At 69.0% G+C, this 19,397-nt stretch carries 17 protein-coding genes; 8 read left to right on the top strand and 9 right to left on the bottom strand.

The window, feature by feature from the left end; genetic code table 11:
• Positions 1-10: 10 nt before the first annotated feature.
• Complete coding sequence (locus pbN1_RS13565) at positions 11-1,387, bottom strand: fused MFS/spermidine synthase (protein ID WP_169201318.1); 1,377 nt, start codon at positions 1,385-1,387, stop codon at positions 11-13.
• A gap of 345 nt (positions 1,388-1,732) precedes the next feature.
• On the opposite strand from pbN1_RS13565, the gene pbN1_RS13560 reads away from it, so the two are divergent.
• Positions 1,733-2,248, top strand: coding sequence for a hypothetical protein (locus tag pbN1_RS13560; protein WP_169201319.1), 516 nt, complete (start codon positions 1,733-1,735; stop codon positions 2,246-2,248).
• Positions 2,249-2,269: 21 nt separating this feature from the next.
• Here pbN1_RS13560 and pbN1_RS13555 read toward each other — a convergent pair whose 3' ends face one another.
• The 8 genes from pbN1_RS13555 to pbN1_RS13520 all read right to left on the bottom strand — a co-directional run bounded on the left by pbN1_RS13555 (position 2,270) and on the right by pbN1_RS13520 (position 11,118).
• The gene (locus pbN1_RS13555; protein ID WP_169201320.1) at positions 2,270-3,130 is read right to left on the bottom strand and encodes a cation diffusion facilitator family transporter; all 861 of its coding nucleotides are present in this window, start codon (positions 3,128-3,130) and stop codon (positions 2,270-2,272) included.
• Positions 3,131-3,269: 139 nt separating this feature from the next.
• Positions 3,270-3,614, bottom strand: coding sequence for an FKBP-type peptidyl-prolyl cis-trans isomerase (locus pbN1_RS13550; RefSeq protein ID WP_053421116.1), 345 nt, complete (start codon positions 3,612-3,614; stop codon positions 3,270-3,272).
• Between the two features lie 34 nt (positions 3,615-3,648).
• On the bottom strand, positions 3,649-4,212 hold the full coding sequence (msrA, locus tag pbN1_RS13545; RefSeq protein WP_011238192.1) for a peptide-methionine (S)-S-oxide reductase MsrA: 564 nt from the start codon (positions 4,210-4,212) through the stop codon (positions 3,649-3,651).
• A gap of 61 nt (positions 4,213-4,273) precedes the next feature.
• Positions 4,274-8,293 (bottom strand): translocation/assembly module TamB domain-containing protein, encoded by a 4,020-nt coding sequence (locus pbN1_RS13540; protein ID WP_169201321.1) that lies wholly within the window; start codon positions 8,291-8,293, stop codon positions 4,274-4,276.
• Between the two features lie 12 nt (positions 8,294-8,305).
• The gene (gene trpC / locus pbN1_RS13535) at positions 8,306-9,094 is read right to left on the bottom strand and encodes an indole-3-glycerol phosphate synthase TrpC (protein ID WP_169201322.1); all 789 of its coding nucleotides are present in this window, start codon (positions 9,092-9,094) and stop codon (positions 8,306-8,308) included.
• 8 nt (positions 9,095-9,102) lie between these two features.
• Positions 9,103-10,134, bottom strand: a complete 1,032-nt coding sequence (gene trpD, locus pbN1_RS13530) for an anthranilate phosphoribosyltransferase (protein ID WP_169201323.1) — start codon at positions 10,132-10,134, stop codon at positions 9,103-9,105.
• Between the two features lie 65 nt (positions 10,135-10,199).
• Positions 10,200-10,766 carry an anthranilate synthase component II gene (locus tag pbN1_RS13525; protein ID WP_169201324.1) on the bottom strand — a complete coding sequence of 189 codons (567 nt, stop codon included), beginning with the start codon at positions 10,764-10,766 and terminating at the stop codon, positions 10,200-10,202.
• A gap of 166 nt (positions 10,767-10,932) precedes the next feature.
• Entirely contained in the window at positions 10,933-11,118 is a 186-nt protein-coding gene (locus tag pbN1_RS13520) for a CopG family transcriptional regulator (protein WP_169201325.1), read from the bottom strand.
• 95 nt (positions 11,119-11,213) lie between these two features.
• Here pbN1_RS13520 and pbN1_RS13515 point away from each other — a divergent pair, with 95 nt between their 5' ends.
• Genes pbN1_RS13515 through pbN1_RS13485 form a run of 7 tightly spaced genes read left to right on the top strand, consistent with a single transcriptional unit; the run spans position 11,214 to position 19,223 of the window.
• Positions 11,214-12,035: a spermine/spermidine synthase domain-containing protein gene (locus pbN1_RS13515; RefSeq protein WP_169201326.1), complete on the top strand. Its 822-nt coding sequence runs from the start codon at positions 11,214-11,216 to the stop codon at positions 12,033-12,035.
• Positions 12,036-12,048: 13 nt separating this feature from the next.
• A complete protein-coding gene (gene hyfB, locus pbN1_RS13510) occupies positions 12,049-14,049 on the top strand; it encodes a hydrogenase 4 subunit B (protein WP_169201327.1) in 2,001 nt (666 codons plus the stop codon).
• The gene (locus pbN1_RS13505; RefSeq protein ID WP_169201328.1) at positions 14,046-14,993 is read left to right on the top strand and encodes a respiratory chain complex I subunit 1 family protein; all 948 of its coding nucleotides are present in this window, start codon (positions 14,046-14,048) and stop codon (positions 14,991-14,993) included. The genes hyfB and pbN1_RS13505 overlap by 4 nt, the downstream gene beginning before the upstream one ends.
• A gap of 6 nt (positions 14,994-14,999) precedes the next feature.
• Positions 15,000-15,659, top strand: a complete 660-nt coding sequence (locus pbN1_RS13500; RefSeq protein ID WP_169201329.1) for a formate hydrogenlyase — start codon at positions 15,000-15,002, stop codon at positions 15,657-15,659.
• Positions 15,659-17,113 carry a hydrogenase 4 subunit F gene (locus pbN1_RS13495; RefSeq protein ID WP_169201330.1) on the top strand — a complete coding sequence of 485 codons (1,455 nt, stop codon included), beginning with the start codon at positions 15,659-15,661 and terminating at the stop codon, positions 17,111-17,113. Before pbN1_RS13500 ends, pbN1_RS13495 begins: the two co-directional genes overlap by 1 nt.
• A 2-nt stretch (positions 17,114-17,115) precedes the next feature.
• On the top strand, positions 17,116-18,660 hold the full coding sequence (locus tag pbN1_RS13490) for a hydrogenase large subunit (RefSeq protein WP_169201331.1): 1,545 nt from the start codon (positions 17,116-17,118) through the stop codon (positions 18,658-18,660).
• Positions 18,660-19,223, top strand: a complete 564-nt coding sequence (locus pbN1_RS13485) for an NADH-quinone oxidoreductase subunit B family protein (protein ID WP_169201332.1) — start codon at positions 18,660-18,662, stop codon at positions 19,221-19,223. The genes pbN1_RS13490 and pbN1_RS13485 overlap by 1 nt, the downstream gene beginning before the upstream one ends.
• The last annotated feature ends 174 nt before the right edge of the window (positions 19,224-19,397 follow it).

Genomic DNA, 19,397 nt, shown 5'->3' with positions numbered 1-19,397 from the left:
CTGCTGCCCGCTAGCGCGAGCGCAGCAGGTCGAGATCCGCGCGGTTGCGCTCGTCGGTGTAGGGCTCGGCGGCCGGCGGCGGGGCGCCGGCGAAGCATTGCACCAGGACGTTCGAGAGCGGGCGGTCGCGGAACAGGATTTCAACCGCGCAGGGGCCATATACCGACTGGATCGTGGCCAGCAGGTTGCGCGCGTACGGCGTCGCGAGGCGCGAATCGAGGATCAAGTTCGCGAACATCACGCCTTGCGGGGCCAACACGCGCTGCGTCCCCTGCCAGAATTCGCGCGTGACCAGGTGCGCGGGAATGCTCGTGAGCGCGCTATAGGCGTCGACGACGACCGCGTCGAAGCGCTCGTCGGTGTCGGCGACGAAACGCCGCGCGTCGGCGGCGACAAAGCGTCCACGGCTGCCGGTACCGAGGAACTCCCGCTCCGCCAGTTCGCGTATTGCCGGGTCGATATCGACGTAGAGGTAGTCGTTGAGCGGTTCGCGGTGCGAGAGCGTGAAGCCGCCGGCGCCGAGCACGAGGATGCTGCGGTTACGAAAACCCATTTCTTCAAGCATCACCGTGCGCAGCCGCTCAATGTAACGCGTGTAGCGCGGCGGCTCGCTGTCGTCGATGATCGAAGCGACCTGGTTGTTGATCCAGAACACCTGCGGGTCGGTCATGCCGGGCACCACCACCGGGCCGACTCGGTAAGTGGCGTAGGCAGTTTCGATCTGTTGCGGCAGCAGCACGTTGCCGCCTATCGCCGCGACGGCGACCAGCGCGATGATCGGCAGGTCGGCCGCCACCGTCCGTTCCCCGGAATCCTGCAGCCACGGCACCAGGCACAGGAGCAGCGCCGCACAGACGAGGATCGCCGCGGCGACGCCGAGCCACTGCATGACCAGCAACGACAGCGACAGCGAACCCAGGAACGACCCGAGCGTCGACCAGTACAGCGCCGCGCCGCTGCGCGCGCCGACACGATCGTCGCGCAGCAGGTTGGTCAGCACCGGCACCGTCTGGCCGAGCAGCCACGCGATCGGGCACACCACGCCGGCGACGAAGATCAGGTACGCAAGCGGCGCGGGAGTCACGTGCGCGAACAACGCGTCGACGACCGGTCCGGCGAGTCCCACTGCGATCAATGCGGCGGCGAGCAGGAAGTTGCGCCGCACGCGCCCGAGAAAATCGCGCTCGACACGTCCGCCCGCCTGGTATCCGAGCGCGAGCGCGAGCAGGAAGAAACCGATCGTCGGCGCCGTCACGGTGATCGCGCTGCCCAGATGCGGCACCAGGCGGCGCAGCGCGATGATCTCCGCGCCGAGCGACGAAAAGCCCTCGACAAACACCGTGGCGAACAGGACCGCGGTGCGAACGGGACGGGGGGAACGGATCATCGGCGCGTGCGTATCATCGGCGAAGTTTGCGGAATCGAGCCACGCCGCTCGCTCGCGCGGGCACGTGCCGCGATACAGTACGCTCCGTGCGCGATCTGCTGCATCCTCTCATCTTCATCGTCCTCGTCGTTGCGATCGGCCTCGCGGCGCACCTTGCCGTGCGCCGCAGCCGGAAACGGCTCGACGATTCCCGCAAGAATTGAACCCGGATCGGCATATGCGTAGAGAGAGCCCTTCGCAGGCGCGTCCGTGCAGGGCTTCGGAACGCGAGCCTCTCCGCCGCACTCTATCCCGGATGCGGAGAACGCGTGCGACCGCGCACCGTCCGCCGGACAGGAGCACACGATGGAAAACTACCTGCACAGAGTATTGGGCGTCTACGAGACGCGCGCGGCGGCCGAAGCAGCGCTGGAGCGCCTCGTTCAGCGCGGCCTGCCGCGGGACAAGGCGAAGCTGCTTGAACCGGGCGGCAACCGCGAGAGCGAGGACGCTACGCCAGACAGCGACGACGTGCTGAAGGAAGTGCTGCGGGACGGCGCGATCGGCACCGCGGTCGGGACGCTCGCCGGCGCTGCGGGGACCGTTGCGCTGGCGGCGGCGAACATCAGTCTGTTCGTCGCCAGCCCAGTGCTCGGCGCGCTGTCGATGCTCGGCTGGGGAGCAAGCCTCGGCGCCATCGTCGGGGCGGCTGCCGGCGCGGAGAACAGCAAGGGCGACGTCGCCGATCTGGTCAAGGATGCGCTCGCGAGCGGCCACGTGGTCCTCGTCGCGCATGCCACGACCGAGGAGCAGACGACCTACGCACGACAGATCATCGGCGACTCGATGGCCCAACCCGGAGGGGCCGCGGCAACGCCGTGAGCGACGCCGGGGCCGCGAACGCTACTCGGTCGGCTCGATGTGGGTCGTCAGCCGCGTCCCGGTCTGCTTGTGCACCGCGCGCTCGGCCGCGTCGGCGAGCGCATGGGCGTGGGCGACGGTCCAGTTTCCCGGCACGCGCAGATCGACATGCGCGAACTGCATCGCTCCGGCGACGCGCGTCTTCAGGTTGACGAAGCATCCGCCCCCGTTGCAACAGGACTGCAGCACCGCCTCGATATGCCGGATTTCGGCGTCATCGAGCGCACGGTCCATCAGGCCATCGACCGAGCGGTGCATCAGGCTCCAGCCTTCGCGCAGGATGTTCAATGCGACGCCGGCTGCCACGAGCGGATCGAGCCAGTTCCAGCCGCTGAGGCTCGCCAGCCCGACGCCCGTGACGACACCCGCGGTCGTCCACACGTCGGTCATCAGATGACGCGCATCGGCTTCGAGCGCGAGCGAACGGTGCGCCCGCCCGACGTCGAACAGGATGCGCGCAACGGCCAGGTTGACGAGGCTCGCGCCGACCGACAGCACAGTGCCCAGACCGAGCGCGCCGAGCGGCTGCGGATGGATCAGGCGTTCGACGGCCATCGCGAGGATCACCAGCGCGGCGACGAAGATCAGCATGCCTTCGAAAGCGGCCGAGAAATATTCCGCCTTGCCGTGACCGTACGGATGCTCGGGGTCGGCCGGAGCACGCGCCAACGACACCATCAGCAGCGCGAACGACGCGCCGGCGAGATTGACGAGAGACTCCAGCGCATCGGAGAGGAATCCGACCGAACCGGTCAGCCACCACGCTCCCGCCTTCATGCCGATCGTCGTCAGCGCGGCGAGGATCGAAAGCAGCAGGGCCTGGTGCGGAGTGAGAGTGCGCATGATGACGACGGGAACGGAACGGTCGCCATGGTAAACCACGTCAATGCGCGCGGGAGCAGGCGGAACGACGGAAGAGTCCGGCGCCTGAAACATTTCCCGACATTACGGCCGGCGCGCGAAGCGCTGGCATGCAGCGCGTTCAGCGGACCTTCAGCAGCTCCACTTCAAACACCAGCGTCGCGTTCGGCGGAATCACACCCCCGGCGCCACGCGCGCCATAGCCGAGTTCGGGCGGAATCGTCAGCTTGCGCCGGCCGCCTTCCTGCATGCCCTGCACGCCCTCGTCCCAGCCGCGGATGACGTGGCCGGCGCCGAGCGGAAACTCGAACGGATCGTTGCGATCCTTGCTCGAATCGAACTTGCGGCCGTCGGTGAGCCAGCCGGTGTAATGCACCGATACGCTCTTGCCTTTCTCGGCCGTCGCGCCGCTGCCGACCTCCATGTCTTCGATGATGAGGCCGCTGGCGGTCGTGGTCTGGGACATCGGTACTCTCCTGGTTGAGGCGAAAACCCGGATTCTACCCGCCCTGCTTGCGCCGGCTGGCGAAGTTCTCGCGGAATTTCGCGATCTTCGGCGCGACGACGTACTGGCAATACGACTGGTCCGAGTTACGCGCGTAATAATCGCGGTGCACATCCTCCGCCGGCCAGAACGTGCCGGCACGCTCGACCTTGGTCACGATCGCCGACGGGTACACGCGCATTTCGCCCATTTCCTCGATCAGCGCGAGCGCCTCGTGCAACTGCTCGTCCGTCGTCGCGAAGATCGCGGAACGGTATTGCGTGCCGACGTCGTTGCCCTGCCGGTTGAGGCTCGTCGGGTCATGGATGACGAAGAATATCTCCAGCAGATCGCGGTAGCCGATCACTTCGGGATCGAACACGATGCGCACGGCTTCCGCGTGGCCCGTTCCACCCTCGCAGACCTGGCGATAGGACGGAGAATCGACGCGTCCGCCGGTATAGCCGGACGTCACCGCCTCCACGCCTTCCACATCCTTGAACACGGCCTCGAGGCACCAGAAGCAGCCGCCGGCCAGAATGGCGGTTTCACGTGCCGCGGGCATTTCCTGTTCCGTCATACGGATTACCTCCTTGGGAATCGCTGCTGGTATGACAGCGCCGCGGCACGTCCATTCCCGGTTATTTGAAGGAGATTGTGTAATAGACGTCGGCCGAGTTGTCGTTGCCGCCGCGCGCCACGACGGAGACCTGCCGGGTCAGCTGGTAGGTCAGCTTGACGAGGCTTTCGGCGCCGCCGAGGCTCTGCTCGAACGACAGGAAAAGGTCCGACGACAGGCGCTTGCCGAGCGACAGCACCTGTCCGCTGACGGTGCCTTCGCCGGTCACGACCGAACCTTCGCCGACGACGCGGCTCGTCGCGCCGCGCGTGACGCTGGTGAGTTCTCCCTGCCCGATCGAGAACTGGTCGAAGCCGAGGCTGCGCGACAGCTGTTCGGTCATGCCGCCGCCGGGCCCGCCGAGCAGGGCCTGAGCGGCCGGCAGCAGCAGGCCGAGGTCCGCTCCGCCGCCGGCCGTCGGCGGGCGGCCGAGGACGAGCCACGACAGCTTCTCCGGATCGGGCACGTTCGGCTCGGACACCAGCCGCACCTGCGGCCGCCTCGCGCTGCCGACGATCGCGACCCCGGCTTCGACTGCGAGCCCCTTGCGCAACGCAACGATATTCAGGCCCGGGTTGTTCAGCGGCCCCTGGAAATTGATCCGGCCGCGCTCGATCACGAGGCTCTGGCCATAGCCTTGATAGGTGCCGCCGACCGTCGCGATCGTGCCGACCGCGCTCAGCGGCTCGCCATCGCGCACGCGCAGCCGCAGCTCGCCCGCGAGCCGCGTGTCGACGCCAAGCGCCGACAGGTACAGGTTGTCGCCGAGCGTGACCTGCACGTCGGCAGCGAGCTTGAAGCCGCCTTTGCCGGACGGCGTTTCGCGCCCGAGGATCACGACATCCTCGGAGAGGCTCGGCGGCGGCGAATCGGCCAGTTCGATGTATCCCGCGTCGGCACGAAACTCTGCCTCCAGGTCGAGGCTGGTCCACGTGCTGCGCGCGGTGCCGCCGCCGGACAGGATCAGCCAGCGGTCGGGGCGCTGCAGGATCGGCAGGCGGTCGGCCTGGTAGCGAAAACTGCCCGTTCCGCTGTCGAGCGCGATTTCACCCGACGCGGTGAGGCGGCCCGGCTCGCGCGTGAAGCGCGCCACCGGCACGCGCCCGTCGGCGGGCCGGACGCGATTCGGCGACACGAATTCGAGCCGGACGAGGCGCAGCCGGTCGCGATCGAACTCCGCGCGGAGTTCGCCGCCCGTCAGCTGCAGCCCTTCGTCGACGAGGGCGACCGACAGCGCGCGTCCGTCGATGCTGCCGCTCGCGCGCGGGTCGGACGGCGTGCCGGCGAGCGCAAAATCGGCCGCGAGGCTGCCGCCGGTGACGATGTTTTCCTGCATCAGGCGCCCGAGCCACGCGATCGACGGCATCGCCAGCCGCGCCGAGCCGAGCAGCGCCGCGTCCGGCGCGAGCCGCCAGCCCGCGCCCGGGTCGCGCTCCGCCAGCGCGGTTGCGGAACCGACCAGTTCGCCGAGTTCGGACCCTCGCGCGTCCAGCGACAGCGCCAGGCGGTTGTCGCGCACGGTCAACCGGGCTTCGAGATGTTCGAGGCCGAGCCGCGCCGGGAGCTCGCCGCTGACGCTCAGGTCGCCCGACTCGCGGAATACCCGCGCCGTCCCGTTCGCGCTCTGGCCGAGCTGCAGGTCCCATTCGGCGCCGAGCACCAGCGCCCCCCGCTCGCGCCCGATGCGTCCCTCGCGGCGTCCGTCCGGCCGGCTCGCGAGGCGCAGCGCGAGACCGGTCAGCGAACCGCGTGCGGCGATGAGCTGCGGCGTCCATTGCGTTTCGTCGAGCCGGATGCGACCGCGCTCGCCGGCGTCGAACGCGGCCGTCCCCAGCGCGACGCGTTCGGACTCGATGTGGAGCTGCGCCGGCGAGGTCAGCCGCGCTTTGAAACGCCCGCCGGTCTCGAGCGTCACGGCGCGCCCCTGCCACGCGAAGCGGGAGCGCTGCTCGCCGGGCGGCGCGGAGTCCGGCCCGGCCGCGCCGCCCCCTTCGCCTGCGGCGCCGGCCGAACCGGCCGAACCGGCCGAACCGGCGGCACCGGGCTTCCTCACCAGGCCGCCTGCGAGGCGCATGCGCAGCGTGTCGTCCTCGAGGCCGCTCGCCGTGAAGTCGAGGATGTGGTCCGTACCCTTCCCGCTGACGCCGAGCTTCGCGCGGTCGATGAGGTTCTCGTCCTCGCCGCGGCCCAATCCGGTGACGTCGAGCGCGAGTTCGAGGGGCCCGTCGATGCCGTCGGCGAACCGCCCCTGCGCGCCGAGTCCTGCAACCCGCAGCCCGCCCGGCAGGCGCAGCGCCGCCGCCGACAGGTCGAACGTCGCGCCGGGGCGTTCGAGCGTGCCGCTCACAGTCCCCTCGATCCGTGCGCGGCCGCCGAATTCGTCGCCGAGCGCGGCGAGCGCCGGAGCATCGACGTCGATCTCCAGCTCGTCGCCGCGCCCGCCCCACGCGCCTTTCACCTGCACCCGGTTGCCGGCGAGCGTCAGGTCGAGGTCGCTGTCGGCGAGCCGCTCGCCGTCGATGACGACGTGGCCGCTTCCGCTCAGCGGCCGGCCTTCGAGCCGGCTCGGCTGCAGTTGCCAGCGGGCGTCGAAACGCCGCCGCTCGCCCAGCGCACCCCGCAGTTCGAAGCTCATGTTCAGGCTCGCGGCAGGCGCGCGGGCGAGCAGCGCGTGCGGATCGAACGCCGCGAGCTGGCCGGTTGCGACGAGGGTTCGCGCACCGTCATCCGTCGGCGCCGTCAGTTCGCCATCGGCACGGATCCGCGCAGCGCCAAGGCGCAGGTCGAACCGCGCCGTCTGTTGGGAGGCGTCACCTGCCGCTTCGACGGTTCCGGCGACGTTGCCTTTCGGCAGGCGTGCGTCGAGCCGGGCAGGATCGATGCCGGCGAGCTGCAGCATCGCGGTCACGCGCCCGAACGCCGTGTCGGCATCCGGCGACCAGTGGACGTTTCCCGCGGCGGTGCCGGCGCCGGGAAGTTCGACGAGCAGCGAATCGGCACTCGTTTCAGCCGGCGTCCAGCGCAGTTGCGCCGCGATGCGCTCGACCGGCAGCGCGTTGCGGTCGATCGTGCCGGGCGCCCGGTTTTCAATCGTGACCGGCCCGGAGAGCACCCACGCTTCGCCGGGGGCCGACGTGAGGTCGGCTTCGAGGCGCAGCGCGGCCTGTGGCGCGGCCGGCTGGAACGCGGACGGATCGATATCGCCGAGCGCGGCCTGGAGGCGGCGCAGCGGCACCGGCTCGAACGGCGCGGCGACGACATCGGCGCTGCCGGCAAGCCCCGCGCCCTCGGCCTCGACGAGCAGGTGCGGAGTGACCAGGTCGCCGTCGGCGCGAAGGTTCAGCGTGTAGGCACGGCCGGCCCGCTCGCCCTGCAGCACGCCGCTGGCCGACAGCGCGAACGGCGCGGCGCCGCCGTCCATTTCGCCCGACAGGCTGGCCTGACCGAACGGCAGCGTGGCGGAGAGGGCTTCGACGCGGTGGTGCCGGCCGTCGCTCGCGAGCGTGGCCGCGAGCGACGAGAGTTCGAACTTCACTGCGTCGACCGGCACCGCCTCGCCGCCTTCCGCCGGCCGGTCGAGCACGGCGACGCGCCCGACCTGCAGCGCCCGCAGTGACAGCGAGAACGGCAGTTCGAGCGTGGCAGGAGGACCTTGCGCGGGGGCGGGCGCGTCAGCGGGCCGGCGCGCAAGCGTGATTTCGTCGATCGCGAGGGACGCGATGTCGAGATGGCGGTCGAACAGCGCCGCCGCGTTCCACTGCAGCGCCAGGTTGCCGATCCGCAGCCGCAGGTCCGGGGTGACGACGCGCAGCGCATCGAGCTGCAGCGGTCCGGCGAGACGGCCGGACGCGTTCACGACGACGACCTGCCCGCCGCTCAGGCGTCCGACGGCGTCGGCGGCAAAGCGCAGGCCGGATTCGGCGCGCACCAGCCACGTCGCAAACAGCGCCGCCGCCACGACGAGCAGCAGCACGACCAGCAGCAGTCCGCCCGCGATGCGGAAAAACCGGCGCCGCACCGAAGTCTCGACTGCGGGCGCCATCGTCGGTCCGGCTCAGCCGAACAGCGAGCGCAATCCCTCACCCGGGTCCGGCACGCGCATGAACGCTTCGCCGACGAGGAAGGCATTGACCGCGTTCGCCCGCATCAGCGCGACGTCCGCGGGCGCGAGGATGCCCGACTCGGTGACGACGATGCGCTCCGCCGGCACGCGCGCGAGCAGATCGAGCGTCGTCTGCAGGCTGACGTCGAACGTGCGCAGGTTGCGGTTGTTGATGCCGACGAGCGGCGTGGAGAGCTGCAGCGCGATGTCGAGTTCGGCCGCGTCGTGCGCCTCCACCAGCACCGCCATGCCGAGGCTCCCGGCGACCGCCTCCATGTCGCGCATCGCCGCGAGGTCGAGCGCTGCGACGATCAGCAGCACCGCATCCGCGCCCATCGCACGCGCCTCATACACCTGCCACGGGTCGACGAGGAAATCCTTGCGCAGCACCGGCAGGCTGCAGGCCGCCCGCGCCGCCTGCAGATACGCCGGCGCCCCCTGGAAGAACTGCTGGTCGGTCAGCACCGACAGGCAGGCCGCGCCGCCGCGCTCGTACTGCAACGCGATCTCGGCGGGGCGGAAATCCTCGCGGATCACCCCTTTCGACGGACTCGCCTTCTTGATCTCGGCGATCACCGCAGCGTCTCCCGCGGCGATCTTCGCGCGGATCGCGCCGACGAAATCGCGCGGCGCAGCGAGCGCTTCGGCTTCGGCGCGGACTCGCGCCAGAGGGCGCGCCGCGCTGCCGGCGGCAACTTCGTCGCGCTTGACCGAGAGGATCTTGTTCAGGATGTCGCTCATCGTCGCGCTCACGCGAACTTGCGGTTGAAGGCGATGAACTCGTCGAGCTTCGCGCGCGCCGCGCCGCTCGCGATCAGCTCGCGCGCACGCCGGATGCCGATGTCGATCGAATCGGCGAGGTTCGCGGTGTAGAGCGCCACGCCGGCGTTGAGGATGACGATCTCGCGCGCCGGACCGGGCTGGTTGTCGAGCACGCCGAGCAGCACCGCCTTCGATTCCTCGGCAGTTTCGACCCGCAGGTTGCGGCTGCCGACCATCTGCAGATCGAAGTCCTCCGGGTGGATCTGGTATTCGCGGATCTCGCCGTCCTTCAGCTCGCCGACCATCGTCGCCGCGCCGAGGCTCACTTCGTCCATGCCGTCGAGCCCATGGACGACCAGCACGTGATCCGCGCCGAGACGCTGCATCACGCGCGCCTGGATGCCGACGAGGTCGGGATGGAACACCCCCATCAGCGTGTTCGGCGCGCCGGCCGGGTTGGTGAGCGGCCCGAGGATGTTGAAGATCGTGCGCACGCCCATTTCGCGGCGCACCGGCGCGACGTTCTTCATCGCGCTGTGGTGGGCCGGTGCGTACATGAAGCCGATGCCGGTCGCCTCGATCGATTCCGCGACCTGCTCCGGCGTTAGCCCGAGCTTCACGCCGAGCGCCTCGAGCACGTCGGCGGCGCCGCTCTTCGACGACACGCTGCGCCCGCCGTGCTTCGCGACGCGCGCGCCGCCGGCCGCGGCGACGAAGATCGTCGTCGTCGAGATATTGAACGTGTTGGCGCCGTCGCCGCCGGTGCCGACGACATCGAGGAAGTTCTGGTCCGCCCCCGGGACGCGCACCGGCGTCGACATCTCGCGCATCACCGTCGCCGCCGCGGTGATCTCGCCGATCGTCTCCTTCTTGACGCGCAGGCCGGTGAGGATCGCCGCGGTCATCACCGGCGAGATCTCGCCGGCCATGATCTGGCGCATCAGCGACAGCATTTCGTCATAGAAGATCTCGCGGTGGTCGATCGTGCGCTGCAGCGCTTCCTGGGCGGTGATGGTCATGGTGGGCCTGTAGGAGCAATTCGTAAAAGTGCGCGGGAGCGTTTCACGGCGTCCCGCCGCCGGTTTCAGTTCTGTTCGAGGAAGTTCCGCAACAGCTGGTGGCCGTGGTCGGAAAGGATCGACTCGGGGTGGAACTGCACCCCCTCGACCGCGAGCGTCCGGTGCCGCACGCCCATGATCTCGCCGTCTTCGGTCCACGCCGTAATCTCGAGACAGTCGGGCAGGCTCTCGCGTTCGATCGCGAGCGAATGATAGCGGGTGCAGGTGACCGGGTTCGGCAGCCCGCGGAACACGCCCTGCCCTTCGTGAAACACCGGCGACGTCTTGCCGTGCATCAGGCGCTTCGCATGGACGACCCGGCCGCCAAACGCCGCGCCGATGCTCTGGTGCCCGAGGCAGACGCCGAGGATCGGGAGCTTGCCGGCGAACTCGCGAATCGCCGCCACCGAGATGCCCGCTTCGGCCGGCGTGCACGGGCCGGGCGAAATCACCAGCTGCGAGGGTTTCATCAGCGCGAGCTGTTCGAGCGTGATCTCGTCGTTGCGATACACCTTGACGTCCGCCCCGAGCTCGCCGAAGTACTGGACGAGGTTGTAGGTGAAGCTGTCGTAGTTGTCGATCATCAGCAGCATGAATCTCATCCTATTGATGCGTACCGGGAAAGACCCCGAGCACGCTGCGCCTGCGCCCGCCTGCCCCCGGCGGGGCCGGAAACGGGCGGGAAACGGCGTAAAAGGGAGTCATTTTCACCCCCCGAGCACGCAAGGCACAACAGCGGCGTGGCGCCGGAAGCCGCGCTCAGTCGTTGTCCTTCAGCCATTCCGGCAGCTCGCGGCTGCCCGCGTTCTCCTGGACGTACTGGCGGATCAGGCGGCGCACGACCTGCGACGACGTCAGGTCCTTGCTCGCGCAGATTTCCTCGAAGAGCTTCTTCTTCTGCGGATCGATCAGCAGCGTCAGGCGGGCGGTACGGTTTTCTTTCATATCGATTAACATGAAATTAACATTGAAAGTGCTACGGCTTGCAATGTAATGTGCACCTGTTGCGAACGCAATGGGCAAACGCAAGGAGGCCGCGGGTGAGCGACAGGGAGACCCTTCTGGGCTGGTGCGGTTTGCTGTCGCTGCGCGGCGATGGTCATCCGTTCGTCGTCGACGCCGACGGCCAGCGCACGCTGCAGTTCGACGGCCTCACGATCCAGAGCCAGATGGCGCTGGACGATCCGGACGCGCTCGCGCTCGACTACACCCGCACGATGATGGGTTTCCTGCTGTTCCACCCCGCGCCGCGTCACGTGGCGATGATCGGCCTGGGCGGCGGTTCGCTGCTCAAGTACTGTCTCAAGACGATGCCCGGGACGCACGTTACCACCGTCGAAATCAACCCGGAGGTGATCGCCCTTCGCGATGCGTTCGGAATCCCGCCGGACGGACCGCGTTTGCAGGTATTGTGTCGCGACGGAGCCGAATACGTGCGCGATCCGGACGAGGCGCCGGACGTGCTGATCGTCGATGGCTTCGATGCCGGGGGGATGCCGGAGCAGCTGTGCTCGGCCGGCTTCTACGATCACTGCTACGCGATGCTTGCGGAGGGCGGCATGATGGTGGTGAACCTGTGGTCGGGCGACCGGCGCTACGGGCTTTATGCGTCACGCATCCGCGACAGCTTCGACGGCAGGATGGTCGCCGTGCGCGCCGACGAAGATTCGAACCGCATCGTGTTCGCGAGCAAGGACCCGCATTTTCCGCCGGGGCGGGCGCAACTGCTCGACCGCGCCCGGGCGCTCGCCCTCGACCATCCGTTCGGCCTGGTTCCGCTGGCGCAGCGGATCCAGCACCGGCTCGACCACCGCCGCGAGGATCGCGACGACCCGTGGCCATCCGGCAAGCGCCGGCGCTGAAAGCCACGCGCACGTGCTGCTTCTCGACTGGATCCTGATCGTCATCGCCGGCTGGCTCGCACTCGGGCTCGCCGGGATCGCGGCGCTGCGCAACACCGCGTTCGTCGCCCGCACGCTGTTCCCGGCGGGCGCCGCGCTCGGGCTCGCGCTGGCCGGATTCGCGCTCGCGGCGATGTTCGACACGCCGCAGACCGCGGTCCTCGCGCTCGGCCTGCCCGACCTGCCGTTCCACCTGCGGCTCGACGGCCTGTCGGCGTTCTTCCTGTTCGTGATCGGCGCGACCGGCGTCGGCATCTCGGTCTTCGCCGCGGGCTATTTCCGCGTCGGCGAAGGCACGCCGCCGGGCCTGATGTGCCTCGAATACCATCTCTTCCTCGCGAGCATGGCAATGGTCGTGCTCGCCGACGACGCGTATGCGTTCATGGTGATGTGGGAAACGATGGCGCTGTCGTCGTTCTTCCTCGTCACGGCGAACCACCGCGTGCCGGCGATCCGCGCAGCGGGCTTCCTGTACCTGCTCGTCGCGCACGTCGGCGCAATCGCGATCCTGCTGTGCTTCGGCGTGCTGCAGGCGAACACCGGCGACTACACCTTCGCCAACATGCGCGCGCAGTCGCTGCCGCCGCTGTGGGCGTCGGTCGCGTTCCTGCTCGCGACGCTCGGCTTCGGCGCGAAGGCGGGCATCCTGCCGCTGCACGTGTGGCTGCCGGAAGCGCATCCGGCCGCGCCGTCGCCGGTGTCGGCGCTGATGAGCGGCGTGATGCTGAAGACCGCGATCTATGGGCTGCTGCGCGTGAGCTTCGATCTTCTCGGCGCGCAGCAGTGGTGGTGGGGCGTACTGCTGCTCGCAGTGGGACTGGCGACGGCGCTGTATGGCGTCGTGTTCAGCGCGGTGCAGACCGACATGAAGCGCCTGCTCGCCTATTCGTCGATCGAGAACATCGGCCTCCTCTTCGTCGGCATCGGGCTGGGCGTGCTGTTCAACGCGTACGGGATGACCGCGCTGTCCGCGCTGGCGCTGACCGCGGCGCTGTACCACGTCCTCGCGCATGCGTTCTTCAAGAGCCTGCTGTTTCTCGCCACCGGCTCGGTGCTGCACTCGACCGGCGAGCGCAGCCTCGGCAAGCTTGGCGGGCTGATGCGGCGCATGCCGTGGGTCGCGTGGCTCGCGCTCGTCGGCGCGCTCGCGAGCTCGGGGCTGCCGCCGTTTTCCGGTTTCGTCTCCGAATGGCTGCTGCTGCAGAGCTTCCTGTTCACGACCGGCCTGCCGGACTCCTTCCTCAACATGATGGTGCCGGTGCTCGCCGCAGCGATCGCGCTGGTCGCCGCGCTCGCCGGCTACACGATGGTGAAATTCTTCGGCGTGATCTTCCTCGGCCGGCCGCGCGAACCGAAGCTCGCCGAAGCACACCCGGCGTCGCCGCTCGAACGCGCCGGCCTGGTGTGGCTCGGCGCCGGCTGCGTGCTGCTGGGGCTGTTCCCGGTGCCGGTCATCGGCGTCATCGACCGCGTCACGCAGATCCTCGTCGGCGGCGGCATCGGCGCCATGGTGCGTGCGAACGGCTGGCTGCTGCTCGCGCCGAGCTCGCTCGAGCGCGCGAGCTACGGCCCGCTCGTGTTCCTCGTCGTCGTGAGTCTCGCGGTGATGCTTGCGGTCGTGCTGGTGCACCGCCTCTATCACGGCCGCGTGCGGCGCGCGCCGCCATGGGATTGCGGCTATCCGGCGCAGACCGCGCGCATGCAGGACACGGCCGAGGGCTTCGGCCAGCCGATCCGCCAGATCTTCGAGCCGGTGTTCCGCATGCAACGCGAGCTGCCGTCGCCGTCCGACTTGAGGCCGGTATATCGCGTGACGATCGAGGACCACTTCTGGCACTGGCTGTACCTGCCTCTCGCGCGCCTTACCGAGCGCATCGCGCGCGTGGTCGGGCGGCTGCAGCGGGGGCGCATCGCGATCTACCTGCTGTACAGCTTCGTCACGCTGATCGTGCTGCTGTTGGTGGCGAAATCATGACGCTCACGGGCCTCTTCGCGCAGTTGCTCGCAATCGTCCTCGCGCTGGCGCTCGCGCCGCTGTTGACCGGCTGGATCAACCAGTGGCGCGCGTGGCTGCAGAACCGGCGCGCGCCGAGCCTGCTGCAGCCCTACCGCGTGCTGCACAAGCTGTTCAACAAGGAATCGGTCGTCGCCGAGACCGCGTCGCCGCTGTTCCGTGTCGCGCCCTACGTGATGTTCGGCTGCATGGCGCTCGCGTGCGGCATCGCCCCGACGCTGTCGACCGACCTGCCGCTCGCCCCGGCCGCCGACGCGATCGCGCTGGTCGGGCTGTTCGCGCTCGCGCGCGTGTTCATTTCGCTCGCGGCGATGGACATCGGCACCTCGTTCGGCACGCTCGGCGCGCGCCGCGAGATGCTGGTCGGCTTTCTCGCCGAGCCGGCGCTGCTGATGGTGCTGTTTTCCGCATCGCTGATCACGCAATCGACGTCGCTTGCGAAGATTGTCGAGACGCTCGCGCACCAGCCGTTCGCGATCTACCCGAGTCTGGCAGTGGCCGGCGTCGCCTTCACGCTGGTGTCGCTCGCAGAGAACGCGCGCGTGCCGGTGGACAACCCGGCGACCCACCTCGAGCTGACGATGATCCACGAGGCGCTGATCCTCGAATACTCCGGCCGCCATCTCGCGCTCGTCGAGTGGGCGGCGTCGCTGAAGCTCTTCGCGTATTCGTGCATCGGCCTCGCGCTGTTCGTGCCGTGGGGTATCGCCGAGGCCGGCACGCCGCTGGCGATCCTGTTCGCGATTCCGGTGCTGGTCGCGAAGCTCGCGATCGGCGGCGTGCTGCTCGCGCTGATCGAGACGATCAACGCGAAGATGCGCCTCTTCCGCGTGCCGGAATTCCTCGCGACCGCGTTCCTGCTCGCGGTGATCGCGCTGTTGGTGCATGTCCTGCTCGGAGCGTAAGGACCGATGACCTCGCTGCTCGCCCAGTCGATCAACCTGTTCGCAGTCGTACTGCTGGTGTTGGCGTTCGCGATGATCGCGCAGCGCCGCATCCTGACGCTGATCCACCTGTTCACGCTGCAGGGCGCGGCGCTGGTCGCGGCGACCCTGGTCGTCGCGCACCTGACCGGCCAGCACCACCTGTACTACTCGGCGGCGATCACCTTCGTGCTGAAGGTGATCCTGATCCCGATCCTGCTGCATCGGGTCATCGAACGGCTCAACGTGCGCTGGGACGTCGAGACCCTCTTCAACATCCCGACGACGATGCTGATCGGCATCGTGCTGGTGATCTTCGCGTTCAATCTCGCCGCGCCGATCGCCGGGCTGTCGACGTCGATCGCGCGCGGCACGCTCGGCATCGCGCTCGCGTGCGTGCTGCTGTCCTTCCTGATGATGATCGTGCGCGCGAAGGCGGTGCCGCAGGTGATCGGCTTCCTGTCGATGGAGAACGGCCTGTTCTTCGCGGCGACCGCAGCGACTTCCGGCATGCCGATGATCGTCGAACTCGGCATCGCGTTCGACGTGCTCGTCGGCATCCTGATCCTCGGCGTGTTCATGTTCCAGATCCGCGAGCAGTTCGACAGCCTCGACATCCGCCATCTCGAAAAGCTCAAGGAAGACTGATGGAAGCGCTGCTGCTCGTCCTCGCGATCCCGCTCGCCGGCGGCGCGCTGCTCGCGCTGTGGGGCGAGCGCGAGTCGGCGCCGGAGTTGAACGCCGGAGTCAGTCTCGCGACGCTCGCGGCCGCCGCGTGGCTGACCGTGCAGGTGATCCGCGACGGCCCGCTGCTCGCGTGGGGCGAGTGGTTCTTCGTCGATGCGCTCAACGTCTTCCTCGTCACGCTGACCGCGTTCGTCGGCTTCACGACCGCGCTGTTCTCCCGCCCCTACATGCGCATCGAGCGTGACCACGGCAAGATGACGCCGCGGCGCATGCGGCTCTTCCACAGCATGTACCAGCTCTTCAACGGCATGATGCTGCTCGCGCTGACGACCAACAACCTCGGCATCCTGTGGGTCGCGATGGAGGCGGCGACGCTGACGACCGTGCTGCTGGTGTCGGTCTATCGCACCGCGGCGAGCCTCGAGGCGGCGTGGAAGTACTTCATCCTGTGCGGCGTCGGCATCGCGCAGGCGCTGTTCGGCACGATCCTGCTGTACCTCGCCGCGGAACGCGCAATCGGCGGCGGCGACGGCGCGCTGCTGTGGACTCACCTGGCCGAGTCGAAGCACCTGCTCGACCCGGCGATCCTGTCGCTCGCGTTCGTGTTCCTGCTGCTGGGCTACGGCACGAAAGTCGGCCTCGTGCCGGTACATAACTGGCTCCCCGACGCGCATGCCGAAGGCCCGACGCCGATTTCGGCGGTGCTCTCCGGGCTGCTGCTGAATGTCGCGCTGTACGCGGTGCTGCGTGTCAAGGTGCTTGCCGACGGCGCACTCGCCAACGGCCTGCCAGGGCGCATGATGATCGGGTTCGGGCTGGTCACCGTCGTCGTCGCGGCGTTCTTCCTGTCGCGCCAGCGCGACGTCAAGCGCATGTTCGCGTACTCGTCGATCGAGCACATGGGGCTGATGACGTTCGCGTTCGGTCTGGGCGGTCCGATCGCGAACTTCGCCGGGCTGCTGCACATGACGGTGCATGCGCTCGTCAAGTCCGCGATCTTCTTCGCCGTCGGCCACGCGGTGCAGAAAGCGGGCTCGCAGGCGATGGAGGACATCCGCGGCCTGCTGAAAGTGAGCCCGACGGTCGGCTGGGGGCTGATGCTCGGCACGCTCGCGATCCTCGGCATGCCGCCGTTCGGCGTCTTCGCGAGCGAGTTCCTGATCCTGACGACGGCGATGCGCGAGCTGCCATGGGCGACGCCGTTCCTGCTCGTCGCGCTCGGCGTCGCCTTCGCCGCGATCTTCGGCCGCGTGCAGCCGATGGTGTTCGGCGAGACCTCGCTGCGCCCGCTCGCGCATCCGCCGGCGCTGCTGCCGGTGTTCGTCCATCTCGGGCTCGCGCTGATGCTCGGGCTCTACATCCCGCCCTGGCTCGACGGCTGGTACCGCGAGGCCGCGCGCATGATCGGAGGCTGACGATGGAATTACCCGGACTCGATTGCCGCTTCGAACGGCTCGCTGCGCCGCTGCCGATGCATCGCGCCCGCGTCGATGCGGCGCAGTGGAGCGCGCTCGCGCTCGCGGTCGCCGAAGCGAAAGGCCGGCTCGTGAGCCTGTGGGGCAGCGACCGGCGCGCGGCGGGTGACGGCTTCGCGGTGGCGGCAGCGTACGCGACCGCGGAAGGCTTGCTGTGGGCGGAGCTCGGGCTCGACGTTGTGCGCCCGGCCTACCCGGACATCTCGCGCTTCTTCGCCCCGGCAGTCCGCATGCAGCGCACCGCGCATGATCTGGTCGGCATCGACGCCGAGGACGCCGCCGACACACGCCCGTGGTTGCGCCACGGCGCGTGGCCGGCCGACTACTTCCCGCTGCGCATCGAGAACACCGGCCAGGAACGCTTCGCACCGCAACCCGACAACTACCCCTTCGTCCTTGTCGAAGGCGACGGCGTGCATGAAATCCCGGTCGGGCCGGTGCACGCCGGCACGATCGAGCCGGGGCATTTCCGCTTCTCGGTCGTAGGCGAGAAAGTGCTGCGGCTCGAGGAGCGGCTCGGCTACACGCACAAGGGCATCGAGCGCTGCTTCATGGGTATGGACATCGACGAAGGCGCGCGGCTGGCGGGGCGCGTGTCGGGCGACAGCACGGTGGCGTATGCGTGGGCATACGCGATGGCGGCCGAGTCGGCTGCCGGCGTGGTGGTGCCGGAGCGCGCGGCATGGCTGCGCGCGCTGCTGCTCGAGCGCGAGCGCGTCGCGAACCACCTCGGCGATCTTGGTGCGCTCGGCAACGACGCCGCATTCGGCTTTGCGCTCGCGCAGTTCTCGCGCCTGCGCGAAGACTGGTTGCGGGCGAACTTCGAGGCGTTCGGCCACCGGCTTCTGATGGACCGCATCCGCCCGGGCGGCGTCGTGCAGGATCTCGACGCCGCCACCGCCGCGCAGCTGCGCCGCGAGGCGAACGCGCTCGCCGCCGAAGTCGCGGAACTGAAGGACATCTACGACGAGCACGCCGGCCTGCAGGACCGCTTCGTGACCACCGGCCGCGTGACGCCGGAACTCGCCGCGCGGCTCGGTCTGACCGGGCTCGCCGGGCGCGCGAGCGGGCAGGCCGCGGACCTGCGCGCGGACTTTCCGTGGCCGCCGTACGACGAGCTGGCGGTGACCGCGTCCACGCAGCTCAACGGCGACGTCGCCGCCCGCGTCGCGCTGCGCTTCGACGAATGCTTCGAGTCGCTGCGGCTGATCGACGCCCTGCTCGCCGCGCTGCCAGAGGGTCCGCTCCATGTACCGGTCGCAATTCGCGCCGCGGGGTCCGGCGCCGGCTGGATCGAAGGCTGGCGCGGCGAAATATTCGTCGCACTCGAAACCGATGCGCGCGGGCGCATCGCGCGCTGCCATTGCCACGATCCGTCGTGGCAGAACTGGCCGGTGATCGAGCACGCGATCATCGACAACATCGTCGCCGACTTCCCGCTGATCAACAAATCCTTCAACCTCGGCTATTCCGCGCAGGATCTGTGATGTGGCACATCCTCAAGTACATCGTCCGCCATGGCCGTCCCGGCGCATCGGCCCCCCAGCCCCTTTCCGCGTCGCGCCACCGGGCACACCTGATCCACGCCGACATTCTCGCGATCCTCGGCCGCGCGCTGGCGATCCGGCAGGTCGACGCCGGCTCGTGCAACGGCTGCGAGCTCGAGATCCACGCGTTGAACAACCCCTACTACAATATCGAGGGACTCGGCATCAAGTTCGTCGCGAGCCCGCGTCATGCCGACATGCTGCTCGTCACCGGCCCGGTGTCGCGGCACATGGAGCTCGCGCTGAAGCGCACCTACGATGCGACCCCGGCACCGAAGCTCGTCGTCGCAATCGGTGACTGCGGCTGCACCGGCGGCATTTTCGGCGAAAGCTACGCGAGTTGCGGGCGGGTGTCGAACGTCATTCCGGTCGACGTCACCGTTCCCGGCTGCCCCCCGCCCCCGGCGGACATCCTCGCCGGCATCCTCACCGCCCTGCAGGGCCGTCCATCCCTTGCCGGAGATGGCGGCACGGCGCCCGATTTCACGCCCGGCTTCAACTGAAGCTTGCGCTGTCGCGCGCTGGAGGGCGCAGCACCAGCGCCTGTCGCCGCGGCGACACAACCCGCCCGTAGCACTCCCCGCAACAGGCCCCGACCGACCACAGGCCACGTGGGCGGCACGGCTGCGCCCCTGTCCGCCGAGACTGTAAGCGGATGAATACCTGCATGAGTTTTC

It is taken from the genome of Aromatoleum bremense (assembly GCF_017894365.1).
Taxonomy (GTDB): Bacteria; Pseudomonadota; Gammaproteobacteria; order Burkholderiales; family Rhodocyclaceae; genus Aromatoleum; species Aromatoleum bremense.
Note: the sequence above shows the minus strand (reverse complement) of the source record. Positions and strands in the feature narration are given on the sequence as shown.

What these genes read in the sequence shown, in the direction of transcription:
- pbN1_RS13525 (WP_169201324.1), bottom strand. Translation starts at nt 10,766, where the DNA reads ATGCTGCTGATGATCGACAACTACGACAGCTTCACCTACAACCTCGTC.
- pbN1_RS13550 (WP_053421116.1), bottom strand. Translation starts at nt 3,614, where the DNA reads ATGTCCCAGACCACGACCGCCAGCGGCCTCATCATCGAAGACATGGAG.
- pbN1_RS13540 (WP_169201321.1), bottom strand. Translation starts at nt 8,293, where the DNA reads ATGGCGCCCGCAGTCGAGACTTCGGTGCGGCGCCGGTTTTTCCGCATC.
- msrA (WP_011238192.1), bottom strand. Translation starts at nt 4,212, where the DNA reads ATGACGGAACAGGAAATGCCCGCGGCACGTGAAACCGCCATTCTGGCC.
- pbN1_RS13505 (WP_169201328.1), top strand. Translation starts at nt 14,046, where the DNA reads ATGACGCTCACGGGCCTCTTCGCGCAGTTGCTCGCAATCGTCCTCGCG.
- pbN1_RS13495 (WP_169201330.1), top strand. Translation starts at nt 15,659, where the DNA reads ATGGAAGCGCTGCTGCTCGTCCTCGCGATCCCGCTCGCCGGCGGCGCG.
- trpD (WP_169201323.1), bottom strand. Translation starts at nt 10,134, where the DNA reads ATGACCATCACCGCCCAGGAAGCGCTGCAGCGCACGATCGACCACCGC.
- trpC (WP_169201322.1), bottom strand. Translation starts at nt 9,094, where the DNA reads ATGAGCGACATCCTGAACAAGATCCTCTCGGTCAAGCGCGACGAAGTT.
- pbN1_RS13555 (WP_169201320.1), bottom strand. Translation starts at nt 3,130, where the DNA reads ATGCGCACTCTCACTCCGCACCAGGCCCTGCTGCTTTCGATCCTCGCC.
- pbN1_RS13560 (WP_169201319.1), top strand. Translation starts at nt 1,733, where the DNA reads ATGGAAAACTACCTGCACAGAGTATTGGGCGTCTACGAGACGCGCGCG.
- pbN1_RS13490 (WP_169201331.1), top strand. Translation starts at nt 17,116, where the DNA reads ATGGAATTACCCGGACTCGATTGCCGCTTCGAACGGCTCGCTGCGCCG.
- pbN1_RS13500 (WP_169201329.1), top strand. Translation starts at nt 15,000, where the DNA reads ATGACCTCGCTGCTCGCCCAGTCGATCAACCTGTTCGCAGTCGTACTG.
- pbN1_RS13565 (WP_169201318.1), bottom strand. Translation starts at nt 1,387, where the DNA reads ATGATCCGTTCCCCCCGTCCCGTTCGCACCGCGGTCCTGTTCGCCACG.
- pbN1_RS13520 (WP_169201325.1), bottom strand. Translation starts at nt 11,118, where the DNA reads ATGAAAGAAAACCGTACCGCCCGCCTGACGCTGCTGATCGATCCGCAG.
- pbN1_RS13485 (WP_169201332.1), top strand. Translation starts at nt 18,660, where the DNA reads ATGTGGCACATCCTCAAGTACATCGTCCGCCATGGCCGTCCCGGCGCA.